14 protein-coding genes and 1 tRNA gene are annotated in these 16,091 nt (G+C 59.7%); 9 read left to right on the top strand and 6 right to left on the bottom strand.

Annotated features, from left to right (window positions below; genetic code table 11):
- Positions 1–484: 484 nt before the first annotated feature.
- Together AC0NID_RS31575 and AC0NID_RS31570 are read left to right on the top strand one after the other, a co-directional pair.
- Complete coding sequence (locus tag AC0NID_RS31575) at positions 485–622, top strand: hypothetical protein (protein WP_473454149.1); 138 nt, start codon at positions 485–487, stop codon at positions 620–622.
- A gap of 537 nt (positions 623–1,159) precedes the next feature.
- A complete protein-coding gene (locus AC0NID_RS31570) occupies positions 1,160–2,614 on the top strand; it encodes an alpha,alpha-trehalose-phosphate synthase (UDP-forming) (protein ID WP_473454389.1) in 1,455 nt (484 codons plus the stop codon).
- A 203-nt stretch (positions 2,615–2,817) separates the two neighbouring features.
- Here AC0NID_RS31570 and AC0NID_RS31565 read toward each other — a convergent pair.
- Together AC0NID_RS31565 and AC0NID_RS31560 are read right to left on the bottom strand one after the other, a co-directional pair.
- Positions 2,818–2,892, bottom strand: a tRNA-Gln gene (locus tag AC0NID_RS31565).
- 143 nt (positions 2,893–3,035) lie between these two features.
- Complete coding sequence (locus AC0NID_RS31560) at positions 3,036–3,380, bottom strand: VOC family protein (RefSeq protein WP_473454148.1); 345 nt, start codon at positions 3,378–3,380, stop codon at positions 3,036–3,038.
- A 208-nt stretch (positions 3,381–3,588) separates the two neighbouring features.
- Here AC0NID_RS31560 and ppdK point away from each other — a divergent pair, with 208 nt between their 5' ends.
- Positions 3,589–6,267, top strand: a complete 2,679-nt coding sequence (ppdK, locus tag AC0NID_RS31555) for a pyruvate, phosphate dikinase (RefSeq protein WP_473454147.1) — start codon at positions 3,589–3,591, stop codon at positions 6,265–6,267.
- A 137-nt stretch (positions 6,268–6,404) separates the two neighbouring features.
- On the opposite strand, the gene AC0NID_RS31550 is transcribed toward ppdK, so the two are convergent.
- Positions 6,405–6,653, bottom strand: a complete 249-nt coding sequence (locus AC0NID_RS31550; protein ID WP_473454146.1) for a helix-turn-helix domain-containing protein — start codon at positions 6,651–6,653, stop codon at positions 6,405–6,407.
- A gap of 146 nt (positions 6,654–6,799) precedes the next feature.
- Between AC0NID_RS31550 and AC0NID_RS31545 the strand changes: the two genes are divergently transcribed.
- The gene (locus AC0NID_RS31545; RefSeq protein ID WP_473454145.1) at positions 6,800–7,540 is read left to right on the top strand and encodes a hypothetical protein; all 741 of its coding nucleotides are present in this window, start codon (positions 6,800–6,802) and stop codon (positions 7,538–7,540) included.
- A 666-nt stretch (positions 7,541–8,206) separates the two neighbouring features.
- Here AC0NID_RS31545 and AC0NID_RS31540 read toward each other — a convergent pair.
- A complete protein-coding gene (locus AC0NID_RS31540; RefSeq protein WP_473454144.1) occupies positions 8,207–8,596 on the bottom strand; it encodes a DUF427 domain-containing protein in 390 nt (129 codons plus the stop codon).
- Positions 8,597–8,822: 226 nt separating this feature from the next.
- Positions 8,823–9,179 carry a hypothetical protein gene (locus tag AC0NID_RS31535; protein WP_473454388.1) on the bottom strand — a complete coding sequence of 119 codons (357 nt, stop codon included), beginning with the start codon at positions 9,177–9,179 and terminating at the stop codon, positions 8,823–8,825.
- A gap of 169 nt (positions 9,180–9,348) precedes the next feature.
- Here AC0NID_RS31535 and AC0NID_RS31530 point away from each other — a divergent pair, with 169 nt between their 5' ends.
- Positions 9,349–10,977 (top strand): fatty-acid--CoA ligase, encoded by a 1,629-nt coding sequence (locus tag AC0NID_RS31530; RefSeq protein WP_473454143.1) that lies wholly within the window; start codon positions 9,349–9,351, stop codon positions 10,975–10,977.
- Between the two features lie 72 nt (positions 10,978–11,049).
- Positions 11,050–11,832 (top strand): DUF1499 domain-containing protein, encoded by a 783-nt coding sequence (locus AC0NID_RS31525; RefSeq protein WP_473454142.1) that lies wholly within the window; start codon positions 11,050–11,052, stop codon positions 11,830–11,832.
- A gap of 3 nt (positions 11,833–11,835) precedes the next feature.
- On the opposite strand, the gene AC0NID_RS31520 is transcribed toward AC0NID_RS31525, so the two are convergent.
- The gene (locus AC0NID_RS31520; RefSeq protein ID WP_473454141.1) at positions 11,836–12,744 is read right to left on the bottom strand and encodes an MBL fold metallo-hydrolase; all 909 of its coding nucleotides are present in this window, start codon (positions 12,742–12,744) and stop codon (positions 11,836–11,838) included.
- Positions 12,745–12,858: 114 nt separating this feature from the next.
- Between AC0NID_RS31520 and AC0NID_RS31515 the strand changes: the two genes are divergently transcribed.
- The 3 genes from AC0NID_RS31515 to AC0NID_RS31505 all read left to right on the top strand — a co-directional run bounded on the left by AC0NID_RS31515 (position 12,859) and on the right by AC0NID_RS31505 (position 16,043).
- Positions 12,859–13,449 carry a biotin transporter BioY gene (locus AC0NID_RS31515; protein ID WP_473454140.1) on the top strand — a complete coding sequence of 197 codons (591 nt, stop codon included), beginning with the start codon at positions 12,859–12,861 and terminating at the stop codon, positions 13,447–13,449.
- Positions 13,450–13,926: 477 nt separating this feature from the next.
- Positions 13,927–14,487, top strand: coding sequence for a transcription termination/antitermination protein NusG (gene nusG, locus AC0NID_RS31510; RefSeq protein ID WP_473454139.1), 561 nt, complete (start codon positions 13,927–13,929; stop codon positions 14,485–14,487).
- A 275-nt stretch (positions 14,488–14,762) separates the two neighbouring features.
- Positions 14,763–16,043: a sugar transferase gene (locus tag AC0NID_RS31505; RefSeq protein ID WP_473454138.1), complete on the top strand. Its 1,281-nt coding sequence runs from the start codon at positions 14,763–14,765 to the stop codon at positions 16,041–16,043.
- Positions 16,044–16,091: the final 48 nt, after the last annotated feature.

The following is a 16,091-nucleotide window of genomic DNA, read 5'->3' as shown; positions in this document are numbered from 1 at the left end:
CGCGCTCTCTCCGCCAGAGGGGCGCGGGCTTTGGGAGTGGCTGAGGGTCACCGATGCCTCATCCCAGGGAGGGACCGCCGCCTTGAATGGAGGGCGTGTTTACTCGCCGCTGGAGTCCAGCCGGTGAGGCGACTGACGCGCTCATGATCACGTATTTTGTTGGTTGGCTAAAGCAACGGAACATCTCCAGGACATTCGCAAACCATGGTAGCGCCAGACCTTGCACGTAACGCGCAAGACCTGGTCCTGGATAAAATCCATGCGAAAAGCCCGCCACGGGAGCGACCTGCCGCGGGCCTTCGCAAGTGGCTACATCGGCTAAGGAATCGACCGCTTGTAGTTGTATTGTGAACTGTATGATCGCGTTAGCCTATGGTGTGATCGCGGAAGCCTTGAATCCGGGCATTGGCATTACCGAATTCGCAGGTTGCGAGCAGCCTTGCGCGTCGTGCAGTATGGTTTTCAAATCGCGACGAAATCGACGATGGATGACAGAAACAGGATCCTGTTCATGGTGTTGGCAGCTCTAATCGCGATGCTGTCGACCTCGGTCGCCAATCAAATGCTGTTCGGCAGAACGCACCACGGCACATACGACATCACCGCCAAAACGGGACATTAGCGACACCCGCTCCGATCGGCCTGCGTCTTGGTCCCACCATGGCGGGGCTTTCGGCGCACAAACCGGCATAATCAAAGAGACTTGGATGCCCCCACAACGGATCGATTGCGCTTGGCACCGGAACTGCTTTGTTTCATCGGAACAACTGGATTAGCATCAGGCGCAGGCCAATGGGTAACACCTCAGACGGGCCGCCTCATTGGTCGCTCCATGGCGCGGCCGCTTATGGATCGGGGGAAAAGCCCACGACCTATATCCTCAGCGTCGATTTCGCGCTTTTGCAGCCTCAGTGCATCAGGTCGAACTGGGGATCAAAACCCAGCTGGAGGCCTCATCCCAGCCGATTGAGAATATGTATTTCCCGGAAATGGGTGTCGCTTCGGTGGTTGCCCCATGACGGGAGGCTTGCGGCTGTGATGGGCAGATTTGAGCTGTTATTCGTCTGGTATCGCCGGGAAATTCCAAGGTGAATTTCGTGGAACAATCGCATGCTCAGACCGTTCCCAAGGCGGCCTTCCCGCCTAGGAATTGCTCTTGGTGCAGCGACCAAATGACAACCTTACCGAAGCCTCCAATGATGCCATGTCGCGTCGACTGGTTGTCGTCTCGAATAGGCTGGGGAATATTCGCGATCTGTCGCAAGCCGGCGGGCTCGCAGTAGGCATTGCGGATGCGCTGGCCGAGCGTGGAGGTCTATGGCTAGGAGCAAGCGCCGAGTATCGGGACTCTGCCGCGAGCGACGAACCGCTGATCCAGCTCGAACGCGTGGGGAGGATCGAGACGGCTGCGCTTGCCCTGCCGCACCAGGAGTTTTCGTTGTACTACAACGGCTATGCCAACAGCACGCTGTGGCCGCTTTTCCATTACCGGCTCGACTTAGTGAACCACCGGAGAGAGTTTCTATGCGCCTACAGGCAGATCAATGCACGCTTCGCGAAGGCGCTCGCTGTGCTGCTGTCGGGCAACGACGACCTGATCTGGGTTCACGACTACCATCTTATCCCCCTGGCCGCCGAGTTGCGGCGGCTGGGATTCCGGAATCGGATCGGCTTTTTCCTCCACATACCGTTCCCGCCGCCTGACCTATTTGCCGCCACGCCCGACCGCGAAGAACTCATCGATGATCTGCTTCAGTATGACGTGCTGGGTTTCCAGACCGAGACGGACGTGGCGAATTTTCGGCGCTCTGCGCACGCGACCAATTCGACCATATTTGATGCACATGGCGCCGCTGAGGCCAATGGCCGGACCGTGTTTTCAAGGTGCTTTCCGATAGGCATTGACGTCGATTCGTTCGCACGAATGGCTAACGAGGCGTCGGAGGATGTACAGATCGATTCCATGCGCCGCCAGATTCTGGGTCTCAAGCAGATCATCGGCGTCGATCGGCTGGACTACTCCAAAGGTCTGCCCGGCCGTATGCAGGCTTTCGCGTGCCTTCTGGAAAGGCACCCCGAATGCGAGCGGGCGGTAACCTATTTGCAGATTGCATCGCCCACGCGCGAGGAGGTCAGCGCCTATGCGGAGATACGGGCACAGCTCGAAGCAACCGCTGGCTCCGTGAATGGAAAATACGCGGATTTGGCGTGGACCCCGATCCGCTACATCCACCGAGCTATACCGCGCTCGCGGCTAGCTGGCCTATTGCGCGCCAGCCAGGTCGGGTTGGTCACGCCCCTACGTGATGGAATGAACCTCGTCGCAAAGGAATACATAGCCGCCCAGGATGAAGCCAATCCCGGAGTGCTTGTATTGTCGCGTTTTGCAGGCGCGGCTGAAGAGCTTGCGGAATCCTTGATCGTAAACCCGTATGTCACCGACGAGGTTGCTGACGCGATCGCAAGAGCGCTCGCGATGCCTCTTGAGGAAAGGATTGCTAGGCACGGCGCCCTGCTCAAGCGCATAAGGCGCAATGACGCCGCAGAATGGCGGCGATCATTTCTCGCCACGCTCGCGGACGAGGGCGAGCATGCCCTACCAGTGAGCGTCTGAAAGCCCGTCCGCGGCACCACTTTCCTCATCGGGCCGATTTTCGGGCTTGCGCATCGCAAGTGTCTGGACGCCGGACTTCCGCGAGGCAGGCCGAGAAACGTGATTGTCAGCTTGGCGGACAACAACCGGATAGTGAACGGCCGCCCGCTTTTGTCTCCGGTAGAAAATGTAACCTTATGTGCCCGGAACGGACCTTTGCAGTTTGGCTGGGGCGCCAGGATTCGAACCTGGGATTGTCGGTACCAAAAACCGATGCCTTACCACTTGGCTACGCCCCAACAGCCGGAACGTGCCCGCTGCGCGCGCGGCCTTATAAGACGAGCCGACGGAAACCTCAATGCCGAGAATGACGAGTACCGCGACCAATCCGCCGGCGAGCGTTTCGGTTCGAAATCATCGGCCTGGATCCGGTCTCTTTTGGCTATTCACCCCAGACGGCCATTTCATTTCCGGCCGGGTCGACGAAATGAAACCGCCTGCCGCCGGGGAACGAGAAGATCGGCTTGACGATCGTGCCGCCGGCATTTTCGACGGCGTCCAGGGTTTCCTCCAGATCCTTAGAATAAAGCACGGGAAGCGGCTTGGCGGGCGCGTCGTCGGCATCGGCCTGGAAGCCTCCGTCAAGACCTTCCGAAAACGCCGAATAGGTCGGGCCGTAGTCGGTGAAAGACCAGGAAAAGGCGGCACTGTAGAAAGCCTTCAGCCTGTCCAGCGTTCCACCAGTTGCCGGCATTTCCAGATAATCAAGTTTTCCGGTCAGTCTCATGGTGTTGCCCTTGGTTCCTGTTATGTTCTAATCAAATGGCCGCCGAGCCGCAAGTCTTTTTGGCATCGCTTTTTCTTAATCGATTGTAGAAGCCGACTGGCTCTGCCGACGCTTGCCTTTCACACTGCAGCATCATATCGCTCGGGTAAGACGCGGCGGAACTTCGGCTTCGTCAATCTTTTCAATCTCCTGCAACCGGGGAGCAAGCATGACCAAATGGGTGTACACCTTTGGCGACGGCGCTGCGGAAGGCCGTGCCGGCGATCGCAACCTTCTTGGCGGCAAGGGCGCCAACCTGGCCGAAATGTGTAGCCTGGGCCTGCCCGTGCCGCCGGGATTCACCATCACCACCGAGGTCTGCAACGCCTACTACGCCAATGAGCGCTGCTATCCGGCCTCGCTGGAAGCGGATGTCGCGGTCGCCCTCGATCATATCGGCCGGCTGACCGGGCGCCGTTTCGGCGATCCCTCGAAACTGCTCTTGGTGTCGGTGCGTTCCGGTGCCCGTGCCTCGATGCCCGGCATGATGGACACCGTGCTCAATCTCGGTCTCAACGACGAGACGGTCGAGGCGCTGGCCGCCGATTCAGGCGATGCGCGCTTTGCCTACGACAGCTACCGGCGTTTCATCCAGATGTATTCCGATGTCGTCATGGGTCTCGACCATGAGGTGTTCGAAGAAATCCTTGAAGACCAGAAGGGCGGGCTCGGCCGTGAACTCGACACCGAACTGACCGCCATCGAATGGCAGGGCGTGATCGCGCTCTACAAGGCCAAGGTCGAGGAGGAACTCGGCAAGCCGTTTCCGCAGGATCCGAACGAGCAGCTCTGGGGCGCGATCGGCGCCGTGTTTTCGAGCTGGATGAACAACCGCGCCATCACCTACCGGCGCCTGCACGACATTCCCGAAAGCTGGGGCACCGCGGTCAACGTCCAGGCCATGGTTTTCGGCAATATGGGCGAGACTTCGGCCACTGGCGTTGCTTTCACCCGCAATCCGTCGACCGGCGAAAAGATGCTCTATGGCGAGTTCCTGGTGAACGCGCAGGGCGAGGATGTCGTCGCCGGCATCCGCACGCCGCAAAACATCACCGAGGCGGCGCGCATTGCCGCCGGCTCCGACAAGCCGTCGCTGCAGAAGCTGATGCCGGAAGCCTTCCAGACTTTCGTCACCATTTCCGACCGTCTGGAAAAGCACTACCGCGACATGCAGGATCTCGAATTCACCATCGAGCGCGGCAAATTGTGGATGCTGCAGACAAGATCCGGCAAGCGCACCGCCAAGGCCGCACTCAGGATCGCCGTCGAAATGGCGAAGGACAAGCTGATTTCGAAGGAGGAGGCCGTCGCCCGCATCGATCCGGCCTCGCTCGACCAGTTGCTGCATCCGACCATCGATCCGAAAGCGGCGCGTGATGTGATCGGTATCGGCCTGCCGGCTTCTCCGGGGGCTGCCACGGGCGAGATCGTCTTTTCGTCCAACGACGCCGAGGAGCTCAAGACGCAAGGCCGCAAGGCGATCCTCGTACGCATCGAGACCAGTCCCGAGGACATCCACGGCATGCATGCGGCGGAAGGTATCCTGACCACGCGTGGCGGCATGACCAGCCACGCCGCGGTGGTGGCGCGCGGCATGGGCAAGCCTTGTGTGTCTGGCGCGGGCTCGCTGCGCGTCGACTACAGAGCCGGTACGCTGATGGCGATGGGGTCGACGTTCCGCAAGGGCGATATCATCACCATCGACGGCGGCAACGGCCAGGTGCTGAAAGGCGCGGTACCGATGCTGCAGCCTGAGCTCTCGGGCGATTTCGCCGCCATCATGGAATGGGCCGATGCCGCGCGCCGCATGAAGGTGCGCACCAATGCAGAGACGCCGCTTGACGCGCGCATGGCGCGTTCCTTCGGCGCCGAGGGCATCGGGCTTTGTCGCACCGAGCACATGTTCTTCGAGGGCGACCGTATCGTGGCCATGCGCGAGATGATCCTGGCCGACACGGAAAAGGGCCGGCGAACGGCGCTGGACAAGCTCTTGCCCATGCAGCGTTCGGATTTCCTCGAACTGTTCGAGATCATGGCCGGCCTGCCGGTGACGATCCGCCTGCTCGATCCGCCGCTGCACGAATTCCTGCCCAAGACCGAGGAAGAGGTGGCCGAAGTCGCCGCCGCCATGAACGTGTCGCCCGACAAGCTCAGGCAGCGCACCGAGGCCCTGCACGAGTTCAATCCTATGCTTGGCCATCGCGGCTGCCGGCTTGCGGTTTCCTATCCCGAAATCGCCGAGATGCAGGCGCGCGCCATTTTCGAGGCCGCCGTCGAGGCCGGCAGGAAGGCCGGCGCGTTGGTGGTTCCGGAAATCATGGTGCCGCTGGTCGGCCTGGTGAAGGAACTCGACTACGTCAAGGCGCGGATCGATGCCGTCGCCAAGAGCGTGATGGAGGAAACCGGCGTCAAGATCGACTATCTCACCGGCACGATGATCGAACTGCCGCGCGCCGCGATCCGCGCCCATGTCATTGCCGAGGCGGCCGAATTCTTCTCCTTCGGCACCAACGATCTGACGCAGACCACCTTCGGCATCTCACGCGACGATGCGGCCTCGTTCCTGGAGACCTATCGTCAGAAGGGCATCATCGAGCAGGATCCGTTCGTGTCGCTCGATATTGAAGGCGTCGGCGAACTGGTGCGGATCGCGGTAGAAAAGGGCAGGGCGACGCGGCCGGAGATCAAGCTCGGCATCTGCGGCGAACATGGCGGCGATCCGGCGTCGATTCATTTCTGCGAGAAGGTTGGCCTCGACTACGTGTCGTGCTCGCCTTACCGCGTCCCGATCGCCAGGCTGGCTGCCGCGCAGGCGGCGGTGCAGGTTGGGAAGGCTCTGGCGTCCTGAGCGTTGGTCGGGTCAGACGTCGGGTTGAGGGGCGTGGGTAGGAACGTCAGCTTCTTCGGGTAATGACAGCCGGTTGCGCTCAATGTCGGCTATCCGGGGAGGAAATCCGCGCATTGCGTGTTGTGCTGTAATGATGATCATTTGCTGTCCGTTCGTCGGGCAAGCCGCACTCCAGGCCCACCGCCATTCTCTGGGATGAATTCGACGCCACCGGCTTCCAATGCTCGCCTAAGCGCTTCGATTGTAACCTGATTGGCCTTCAAAGCGCCGGCGAGCGGCTCGAGCCGCTTGATCGTTGCTATGGAGACTTTTGATCTCGCCGCGAGGGCTTTTTGATCCCATTGCAAAAGTGCGCGGGCTGCTCGCAATTGCTCACTCGTAATCATCCAATTATACCTTAGGCATCATTTGATGCTAAAAGACTTGATAAAGCCGCTCGTCTCGTTTAAAACTGTGGCGTTCAGCGGCCGAATAAGGTGGTGCAACACCCTACCCGGCCTGGCCACAACCCAAGCTGATTAGAGCTCGGATCATGGGTGATTCCGACAATAGCATGACTCTGCCTTTCGTCACTCGCAGGCAAGTGCTTGCGGGAACAGTGGTGGCTACCACCGCGCGGAGGCTTGAAGATAACGCGTTCGCTGGCGACGCCGGGAGGACGAATGTGCCTTCCGATCCAGCACTGGCGCTTTGGCGGGAGTGGCAGGCAGCCCACAAGCTGACCGAGCGGCTTTGCCGCAATCAGCAGCGCCTGGAGACGAGACTTGTCGAGAGCGTCGGCTTTCCTTGTGTGACCGTCCGCCTGCCCGAGGGTGAGGACGTGACGCTCCACTCGATCGAGGCGCTCAATGACGTGCTCGGCAAAGGGCCGGACATGGCGGCTCTCCGCGACAAGGCCGAAGCTGATTTCGCGGGGCATCAGGCACGCTGGGATGCAGCCGGCGAGGACATCGGTTACGCCGCCGCGCTAAGGGCCGAGCGCAAGGCTGGCGATAGGGCAGAGGATTTGGTGGAAGCGTTCTCAACCACCCCCGCCACGACTCTCGTCGGCGTGGCGGGCAAGCTCGATGCGGTGTTGCGCGAGGGCGAGACCTGGGAAGAATGCTCCGAGTTCCCCTGGCCTCAAATCCGCTCGGCGCTCAACGATCTGGTGCGCATCGCCCAGCAGACGATGCCGGAACAGTTCTTTCAATTTCACGACGAGCAGCGTCCCAAGCTCCGCAGGCGCGGGCTGGCTGCTGTTTCCGCGCCTGAAGAAGGAGATGAGCTATGAAGATCCGTCCAACCGAACTTCCGGCTTCAGCCGAGAATCCCTCAACTTGCAGCGAAGCGTCCGCCGCCCGTCACCCTTCAACCGCCAAGGAATTGCCAGCACTGGACGCTCTTACGGCATCTCCCCATCCGGCGGCGAGCGCTCCCGATCTGATGGACGCCTTCCGCCGCGACGCCGCCCTGGAGAAATGGACCGTACCTGAAGCTGCTGAGGCAGCGAAAGCTCTTTGGGGAAAGACAGCCGCGACCGCAATCGCCTGGTGCGCCTTCACGGCGCATTGCGACGGGTGGACACAGGAGTTCCGATTCTGGTTTCGGGTGTTCACCTGTCTTCGAACGGGTTCGCCTGATGTCGAAGCGGAAGCAGCGTCCGGGAACGCTCGTTGATGCTCTTCCCGATGATAGGGGAGATCATGTCCGGCGAGGGAACTGCCTGCTTGTCGAGACGAGGCCGAACCGAAGCCAGCCCGTCAAGCCAGAGCCGTTTCGTGGTGGCGCATGTCGCTCCCGGCCTTGATCGGCAGGCTCCGGGGCAGGCCAACGCTTCGGACGCAGGCGGGCTCCGGCAGCGATACCGCCTTTGATCGGCGCCTTCCCTTTGGCGGCCCTTTTCCAGCCCGATGACGTCGGCATTGACGGCACAGGATCTGGATCGAGCCGCCTCTGCTCAGCCTGGCGCGGTTTCGATCGTTACCTTGTTGGGATAAAACGCGCCGTGGTCGCGGATTTCGACCATTTCGTCGAAAGGGTGCTCATACCCCCACATCGCATCCTTGCCTGCCTCTGCTGTAGGCAGCACGCTCCAATAGCTCGCATCGCCCTTATAGGGACAATGAGTCGACAGGTCCGTCTTACGAAGCTGTTCGAAATCGATGTCTTCGAACGGGATATAGAGGACTGACGGGTAGGGAGACTCGGTCAACATCTTGGCCTTGGTGGACGAGGCAATGACGGCGTCTCCGGCGCGCACGGTCACAGTTCCGATGTAAGGCTCGACCGTAATCACCTTATCCGGGTTGCGTTGAAAGCCGGGCGACGGATTGGCGATCTGGTCCATGGCTGGTTCTCCTTGCATCGACCTAATGCACGTCGCCCAAAGTGTTCAGCGGTTTTGGAATAACGACATGCACAAAAACAAACGTAAGCGCATTCCTTCAGACGCGACGCGCTTTAATGTGTGTCGTGCGCCTCCGTTGCGCAAGGCCGCCGTCGAATGCGAGGCGCGAACACCATCGCCTTGGCGTTGCCAGATCTCTCGTGGAGCCGGCTCTGACGATGACAGATCAGGCAGCAGCTTGAAACGCGTCCATCAACCCGGCGTAGGCGGCGGCAATACCGGCGACCGGATTGGTGCTTCTCGACACGGTTTCGACCTTGAGCGCGCCACCGCCGGTCGGCAAGGTGAGAAGCAGGAACTGACGGTTACCGCCATCGCCAACGCATGCCGCGGCAACGTGCTGGCCCTCGCCTTCGTTCTGAACACACATCTTGAACAGCAGCGTGCCGCCGACCGCCTCAAGGGCGCCGCCGACAACTTCGACGAATTCGTCTTCGGTAATGGTTATGGCGTCCGGCGCCAAATCGGCCAGACTTTCGGCAAGCGTATTTTCGAGAGCCTTGTCGTCGAGTTGCGCGTCCATGCGAACCTCTTTCACACACCCCTGCCCATTAATCAAAGTTAACGCCGACGATGGCCGGATTGTGGCGGTTTCCCCTGTCTTGCCAATCAATGCATCGCTTGGGCCCGGTTATGGCTAGACAATCCGCTGGTTCGTCCCACAATGGAATGAAAAACAAAGGGAGGAACAAATGCTCGGACTGATGCAGGAATGGCCGCTGCTTTGCCACAAGCTTATCGACAATGCAGCCAGGCAGCACGGCGAACGCGAGATCGTCTCGCGTTCGATCGAGGGTCCGATCGTCCGAACCACTTATGCCGAAATTCATCGCCGCGCCTTGCAGGTCGCCGAGCGACTCGAGCGTGATGGCTTTGGCCTTGGCGACCGCATCGCGACATTGGCCTGGAATACGGCGCGACACATCGAAGCTTGGTACGGCATCATGGGGGTCGGCGCGATCTATCACACGCTCAACCCGCGCCTCTTTCCCGAGCAGATCGTGTGGATCATGAACGATGCCGAGGACAAGGCGATCTTCGTAGACCTGACATTCATGCCGCTGCTTGAAAAGATCGCCGGCGCGGTCAAATCGCTGAGAAAGGTGATCGTGCTGACCGACAAGGCGCATATGCCGCAAACGGCGCTGCCGAACGTCGTTGCCTATGAGGAATGGCTTGACGAGGCCGACGGCGGCTTCGTCTGGAAGACGTTCGATGAAAACACCGCCGCCGGCATGTGCTACACCTCGGGCACGACAGGCGATCCGAAGGGCGTCCTCTACAGCCACCGTTCGAACGTGCTGCACGCGATGATCGCCGCGATGCCCGACGCGATGGGCCTCTCGGCGCGCGACACCATACTGCCGGTCGTGCCGATGTTCCACGCTAACGCCTGGGGCCTTGGCCAGAGCGCGCCGATGATTGGCGCCAAGCTGGTCATGCCTGGCTGCAAGATGGACGGTGCCTCGATCTATGAGTTGCTCGACACCGAAAAGGTGACGTTCAGCGCCGCCGTACCGACGGTGTGGTTGATGTTGCTCCAGCATCTGGAGGAGACCGGCAAGAAACTCCCCTACCTGAAGAAGGTCGTCATCGGCGGCTCATCCTGCCCTCGTGCGATAACGAGGAAGTTCCAGGACAATTACGATGTTGAGGTCATCCATGCCTGGGGCATGACCGAAATGTCGCCGCTCGGCACGCTGTGTACGATGAAGCCGGACTATGCCGGGCTCGAGGGCGAGGCCCGGCTCGACGTCCAGAGCAAGCAGGGCTACCCGCCCTTCGGCGTCGAAATGAAGGTGACGGACGACCACAACAACCCGTTGCCTTGGGACGGCAAAACATTCGGGCGCTTGAAGGTCCGCGGACCTGCAGTCGCGCGCGCCTACTATGGCGGCGTCGCATCTGAGCAGTTTGATGAAGAAGGCTGGTTCGATACCGGTGATGTCGCCCATATCGACCCGGGCGGCTATATGCAGATCACCGACCGAGCCAAGGACGTAATCAAATCGGGCGGCGAATGGATTTCGACCATAGAGCTCGAGAATCTCGCGGTCGGTCATCCGGACGTGGCGGAAGCGGCGGCCATCGGCATCCAACATGCAAAATGGGGCGAACGGCCGTTACTTGTTGTTGTCCGCAAGCCGGGCCGGGAGCCGACCAGGACGGATATCCTCGCTTTCATGAACGGAAAGGTGGCGAAGTGGTGGATGCCCGACGACGTCGTCTTCGTCGCCGAAATCCCCCACACCGCAACCGGCAAGATCCAGAAGATCACCTTGCGTCAGCGATTCAGGGACTATTGCCTTCCGACGGATTGACGGAGATGGTGCTTTCGCCTTCAAGCCACCGCCAAAGGGCTCATACGTTCGGGTTGGAGCAGTCCGAAAATAATGGAAATTTCCCAGCGACAGACGTCGAGGGCGGCCGGCTGGTCGCGGCGGACAGGCGCCTTTTCGGCGGTCCTGCTTCTGACCGTGCTTGTCGGCCATCGATTTGACCTTGTCGAGACGCCGGCCTTCCTTTGGGTGCTCGGCATTGTCGCGCTGCTTGCCGCCTTTGCGCTGCTGTTCGCCGGCTTTGCCTTTTCGAGACTGTGGAATTTCGGCGACCGTGGCGGTCGCGATCTTACCGTCGGCACGTTGCTCGCACTTCTGGTGCTTGCCCCTTATGGAGTTGCTGCCTACTGGGCAGCGGTTTATCCGCCGCTCAGGGACATCTCGACGGATCTCGACGATCCGCCGGTGCTCAACGCCAGCATCCGGACCGGGGATATGAACGCGCCTTCGCCACCCACCCCGGGGGAACAGCGCCTGCAGGCCGAGACCTATCCGCTAGTCACCGGACGCAGCTACAATCTGCCTTTCGATCGTGTCCTGCAGGCGCTCGAAACCGTGCTCGATCGGCGGGATTGGCGGCTTACGGCGCCGTTACCCGACGCGAACGAGCAAAGCGAGGTGACGATCAACGCCCTGGCCAGCAGCTTCGTCGTCGGTCTTCCCGCAGATGTCGCCATCCGCGTTGCCGAAGATGGCGATGCGATCATCGTCGACATGCGTTCGGCCTCCCGCTACGGCCGCTACGACCTTGGCGACAATGCGGCTCGCATCGTTGATTTCCTCACCGAGCTGGATCAGGAGGTCGCCGGCCAGGTGGGCACGGCTCCGGCCGGGTAGCGCCTACGCGACGGGTGTGAAAATGCCGTCGATGGCGGGGTCGCCGTCGGTGCTCACCAAACCGCGCGCCACCAAATCCTCCAGATGGGCAAGCACGGACAGTCCGGCAGCGCCATGGAGACGCGGGTCGGTATCGCGATAGATCGCCTCGACCATGTCCTTGATCGTCCGGTCGCCGCTTCTGATCCGCTCCAGGATCGCGCGTTCCCGCATTTTGCGATGGCTCTTCAATCCGCGCATGAAGCTGCGCGGCGCGGTCACCGGCCCGCCATGACCGGGCAGCAGCAGGTGGTCGCCGCGGTCGATCAGCCGATCCAGTGAGATCATGTAGTCGGCCATGGCGCCATCGGGCGGTGCAACTATGGAGGTCGACCAAGCCATCACGTGATCGGCCGAGAACAGCACACCGGTTCCTTCCAGAGCAAAGGCAGCGTGATTGGCGGCATGGCCCGGCGTCAGCACCGTTCTGATTGCCCAGCCGTCGCCGCTGACCACCGTATCGTCGGCAAGCGCGACATCCGGGTTAAAGGCGGTGTCGGCGCTGGCGTCGAGCGGATTGACCTCACCTATGCGCAAGCGCCTTGCCGGGCGATGTGGGCCCTCGGCCATGACAATGGCACCGGTGCGCTGCTTCAGCCGGGCCGCCAGCGGAGAATGGTCGCGATGCGTGTGGCTGACGAAAATGTGGCTGACCGACCTGCCTGCGATTACTTCGAGCAATGTCTTGAGATGCGCGTCGTCATCCGGCCCCGGATCGATCACCGCCAGCGTCTTGCGCCCGACGATGTAGCTGTTGGTGCCGTGAAAGGTGAACGGGCTAGGATTTGGGGCGGTAACCCGAATCACGTCGGGCGCAACGGTTAAGCCCTGGCCGTAGAACGGGTCGAAGCTTGTGTCGAATTTCAGCGCCATGCGAATATCGTGAACTCTGTCGAGTGGTGGGCAAAACCGATTGCCGCATAGCACGGAAGCCAATATAGGAAAACGCAAGGCCGCGATCTGCGGCAGTCCGGAATGGGGAAGACCATGGCAATTGCTACGACGATGCGTCCGCTTGTTTCTCTCGCTCTGCCTGAAAAGGGCGCGGCTCGCCTGGCAACGCAGCTTTTGCTTGCGATCGTTGGAACGCTGGTGCTGACATTGTCGGCCAAGACGAAAGTCGTGCTCGGACCGGTCGACATCTCGATGCAGACCTTGGCCGTCTTTCTAATCGCCGCGGCTTTCGGCATGCGCCTCGGCGTCGCCACGCTGCTTCTTTACATGGCGGAGGGCGCCATGGGCTTTCCGGTCTTCCAGAGCACGCCGGAAAAGGGCATCGGCATCGCTTATATGGTCGGCTCGACCGGCGGTTATCTTGCCGGCTTCGTGGTCATGGCGGCGATCGTCGGCTGGGCCGCCGATCGCGGCTGGGATCGCCATCCGATCAAGCTCTTCAACGCGATTCTGGTTGCCGAAATCGTCATGATGGCGATGGGCTTTGCCTGGCTGGCACTGCTCATCGGCCCGGAAAAGTCATGGCAGTTCGGCGTCGTGCCTTTCATCGTCGGCGACCTGATCAAGGTCGCCCTCGCAGCGAGCCTCGTGCCAGCTGTCTGGTCGCTGCTCAACCGCTCCTGACCTCCGGTCGATGAATCGGACGCCGCGCTGATCGGGTCTACGCAACCGCAGTGATGTGGTTGCGTGGGAATGATTCAGTTCAGCTGCCCCCTGTCGAGGCTTTTCGTCAACGCAGGCAGGCGTGACGACGACGAACAATGAATGGCCTGGACAGAAACGCCATTGGCATCTGCCTTCCGTCACATTGTGGTCAAGTCGACAGATTAACGACCAGAACAGCCCAGTGAGTCGCCGCAAGGCAGCGTAGCCAGGAAGCTACGCATCGAAGCAATTGCTCGATACCGTAGCTAGAATAGCTAAAACGAAGGCGGCTGGACTAATTTGGCCTAGGTGTATTAGGCGAAGCTAAAGTTAATAGGCATATTGAAGTATTTTTTCGACCAACAGCTATCATTCTCGCGAAATGGTTGCTTGCTGGTGTCCTCAAGCTGTCGTACCCGTTCCCGCTGAAAATGCCGAACCGCCAGAGAGAGACGTGTGATTCGCTCGGAAGGAACAACGGCGAAGGTGAATGTTTCACAACGGACCGCAACCGGCATCGCTGTACGCTGGTATGCCGCCAGCGTGTTTCCGGGAAAAGAAGACCTCGCCGAACGGCACCTCCGTATGCAGGGGTTTGACCCGTTTGTGCCTCGCTGCGAGAAGACAACACGTCATGCCCGGCGCATCGAGACGCGACCGGCGGCATATTTTCCAGGTTACATGTTCATCGCCCTCGATGTCGCGCTGCAGCGGTGGCGCTCGGTCAATGGGACGTTCGGTGTGCGCTCGCTCATCATGCAGGGAGAACGCCCATTGCCGGTCCCGTCAGGGTTGGTGGAGCGGTTCATAGCTCTGACCGGCAAGGACGGCCTGCTTGATTTCAGGGGAGGCTTGATTGCGGGCGCATCGGTTCGGATTCTTTCAGGTCCTTTCGCGGAGATGATCGGTCGCCTTGATCGGCTCGATCCAGCCGGAAGGGCCCGGGTTCTGGTTGCCATCATGAACGGCGAAATCCCTGTTGACCTGGATTCGAGGGAACTCGTCGCGATTGCATAGCCGCAATTGACTCCCGGTCGTGCGGTGCGAGCTGTTGCAAAGTTCGCTCTCGGGTTTCACCCGGGAGTGCGGTAGCCATTGTTGGAGAGACTACACATTTTGATTAAGCCGGCGAAATAGATGGGTCAAGTGAAGGCTGCTGGTCCGGCTCGGTATGTCGATCTGACCGGTCGATGTATTTTGATTGAAATCCGTGCGGTCGGGTCATAAGAATTGTCGAGTCAAAAATTGAGAATAGTCGAGTTGATTGGCAATCTTCCAGAGGGTGCCTAGAATTGAACGCCCCCATCATAAAGCCGCAAAATCAACGGCACCTGCTACACCGGATCAGGTTTCAACTTCTTGGTGGATTGGCTTTTGCAATTATGACTCCCGCACTAGTCAGGATGCTGATTGATCCAAATATATTGTACTATTCGAACATTCAGATTACGATTTTTGCTGGTATAGTCGCACATACTGCAGGGTTTTTGTTCTTCCGTCGAATAATCAATTTGCCGGGCGTCGCGGCTGCCGGCTATATTATGCCGACATTTGCTCTGTCCTACGGACTTGTGTATTTGGTAATTTTCCTCTTTCGAATTGACTATAGTGCTTTCCAGGCAGCGGGTAGTTTGACGCTGTCAATCTTCTGGTATTTCGGTTTGAGCATCTTGAGCCGGCGCCTGGATCCATACAGCCTCGCCGTGGTTCCAGGCGGGGCTGTGGATCGTCTTGAAGTGATTGGCGGAGTGAATTGGCATTGGCTCGGCTCCCCCGACACTGTCATTGACCGCGTAAGCGGCGTCGTTGCCGACCTTCGTGCCGAGCTATCCGATGATTGGGAACGCTACATAGCTGACCAGGCTCTTGCAGGCGTTCCCGTCTATCACGTCAAGCAGATAAGTGAATCGCTGACTGGTCGCGTCGAAATCGAGCATTTATCCGAAAACACGTTGGGTTCGCTCAATCCGAATCAGGCCTACATTAAAATCAAGCAGGCGATCGATTGGGTCAGTGCAGTCTTGGCTCTGATGCTGCTGGCGCCGTTTTTGATCCTGATCGCCCTAATGATCAGGCTGGAATCCCCTGGCCCTGCCATATTTCGCCAAGAGCGTCTCGGTTACGGAGGAAGATCGTTTACGGTGTACAAGTTCCGAACGATGACCGTAAGCGCACCTGAGGCGGCAAATGTTCGCAGTCTTGCTGTGACGAAGCCGGGTGACAGCCGGGTCACGCGGCTCGGTCGCTTCCTTCGACGAACCAGAATTGACGAACTGCCGCAGTTGATAAACATCGTCCGTTCGGAGATGAGCTGGATTGGGCCGAGGCCCGAGGCAACGGTGTTGTCTTCTCATTATTCGGTGGCGCTGCCGTTCTATCGCTACCGAAATATCGTTCGACCAGGAATTTCCGGGTGGGCTCAGGTGAATCAGGGATATGTGTCGGACGACGACGACGAGGTCGAGAAGCTGCACTATGATTTCTATTACATCAAGAATTTCTCGCCATGGCTGGATATCGTTATTGTGCTAAGGACCCTAAAAACGATGCTAAGCGGGTTTGGATCCAGATAATAACCAAGTTGAATTTAAACTGGTTCCATTGGTCGAACGCCGGATCGT

The organism is Mesorhizobium sp. WSM4821 (genome assembly GCF_055901555.1).
This window is presented reverse-complemented; position numbering and strand designations above follow the sequence as displayed.

Coding starts and splice junctions, on each gene's coding strand:
- AC0NID_RS31575 (WP_473454149.1), top strand. CDS start 485: ATGGATGACAGAAACAGGATCCTGTTCATGGTGTTGGCAGCTCTAATC.
- AC0NID_RS31560 (WP_473454148.1), bottom strand. CDS start 3,380: ATGAGACTGACCGGAAAACTTGATTATCTGGAAATGCCGGCAACTGGT.
- ppdK (WP_473454147.1), top strand. CDS start 3,589: ATGACCAAATGGGTGTACACCTTTGGCGACGGCGCTGCGGAAGGCCGT.
- AC0NID_RS31550 (WP_473454146.1), bottom strand. CDS start 6,653: ATGATTACGAGTGAGCAATTGCGAGCAGCCCGCGCACTTTTGCAATGG.
- AC0NID_RS31545 (WP_473454145.1), top strand. CDS start 6,800: ATGGGTGATTCCGACAATAGCATGACTCTGCCTTTCGTCACTCGCAGG.
- AC0NID_RS31540 (WP_473454144.1), bottom strand. CDS start 8,596: ATGGACCAGATCGCCAATCCGTCGCCCGGCTTTCAACGCAACCCGGAT.
- AC0NID_RS31535 (WP_473454388.1), bottom strand. CDS start 9,179: ATGGACGCGCAACTCGACGACAAGGCTCTCGAAAATACGCTTGCCGAA.
- AC0NID_RS31530 (WP_473454143.1), top strand. CDS start 9,349: ATGCTCGGACTGATGCAGGAATGGCCGCTGCTTTGCCACAAGCTTATC.
- AC0NID_RS31525 (WP_473454142.1), top strand. CDS start 11,050: ATGGAAATTTCCCAGCGACAGACGTCGAGGGCGGCCGGCTGGTCGCGG.
- AC0NID_RS31520 (WP_473454141.1), bottom strand. CDS start 12,744: ATGGCGCTGAAATTCGACACAAGCTTCGACCCGTTCTACGGCCAGGGC.
- AC0NID_RS31515 (WP_473454140.1), top strand. CDS start 12,859: ATGGCAATTGCTACGACGATGCGTCCGCTTGTTTCTCTCGCTCTGCCT.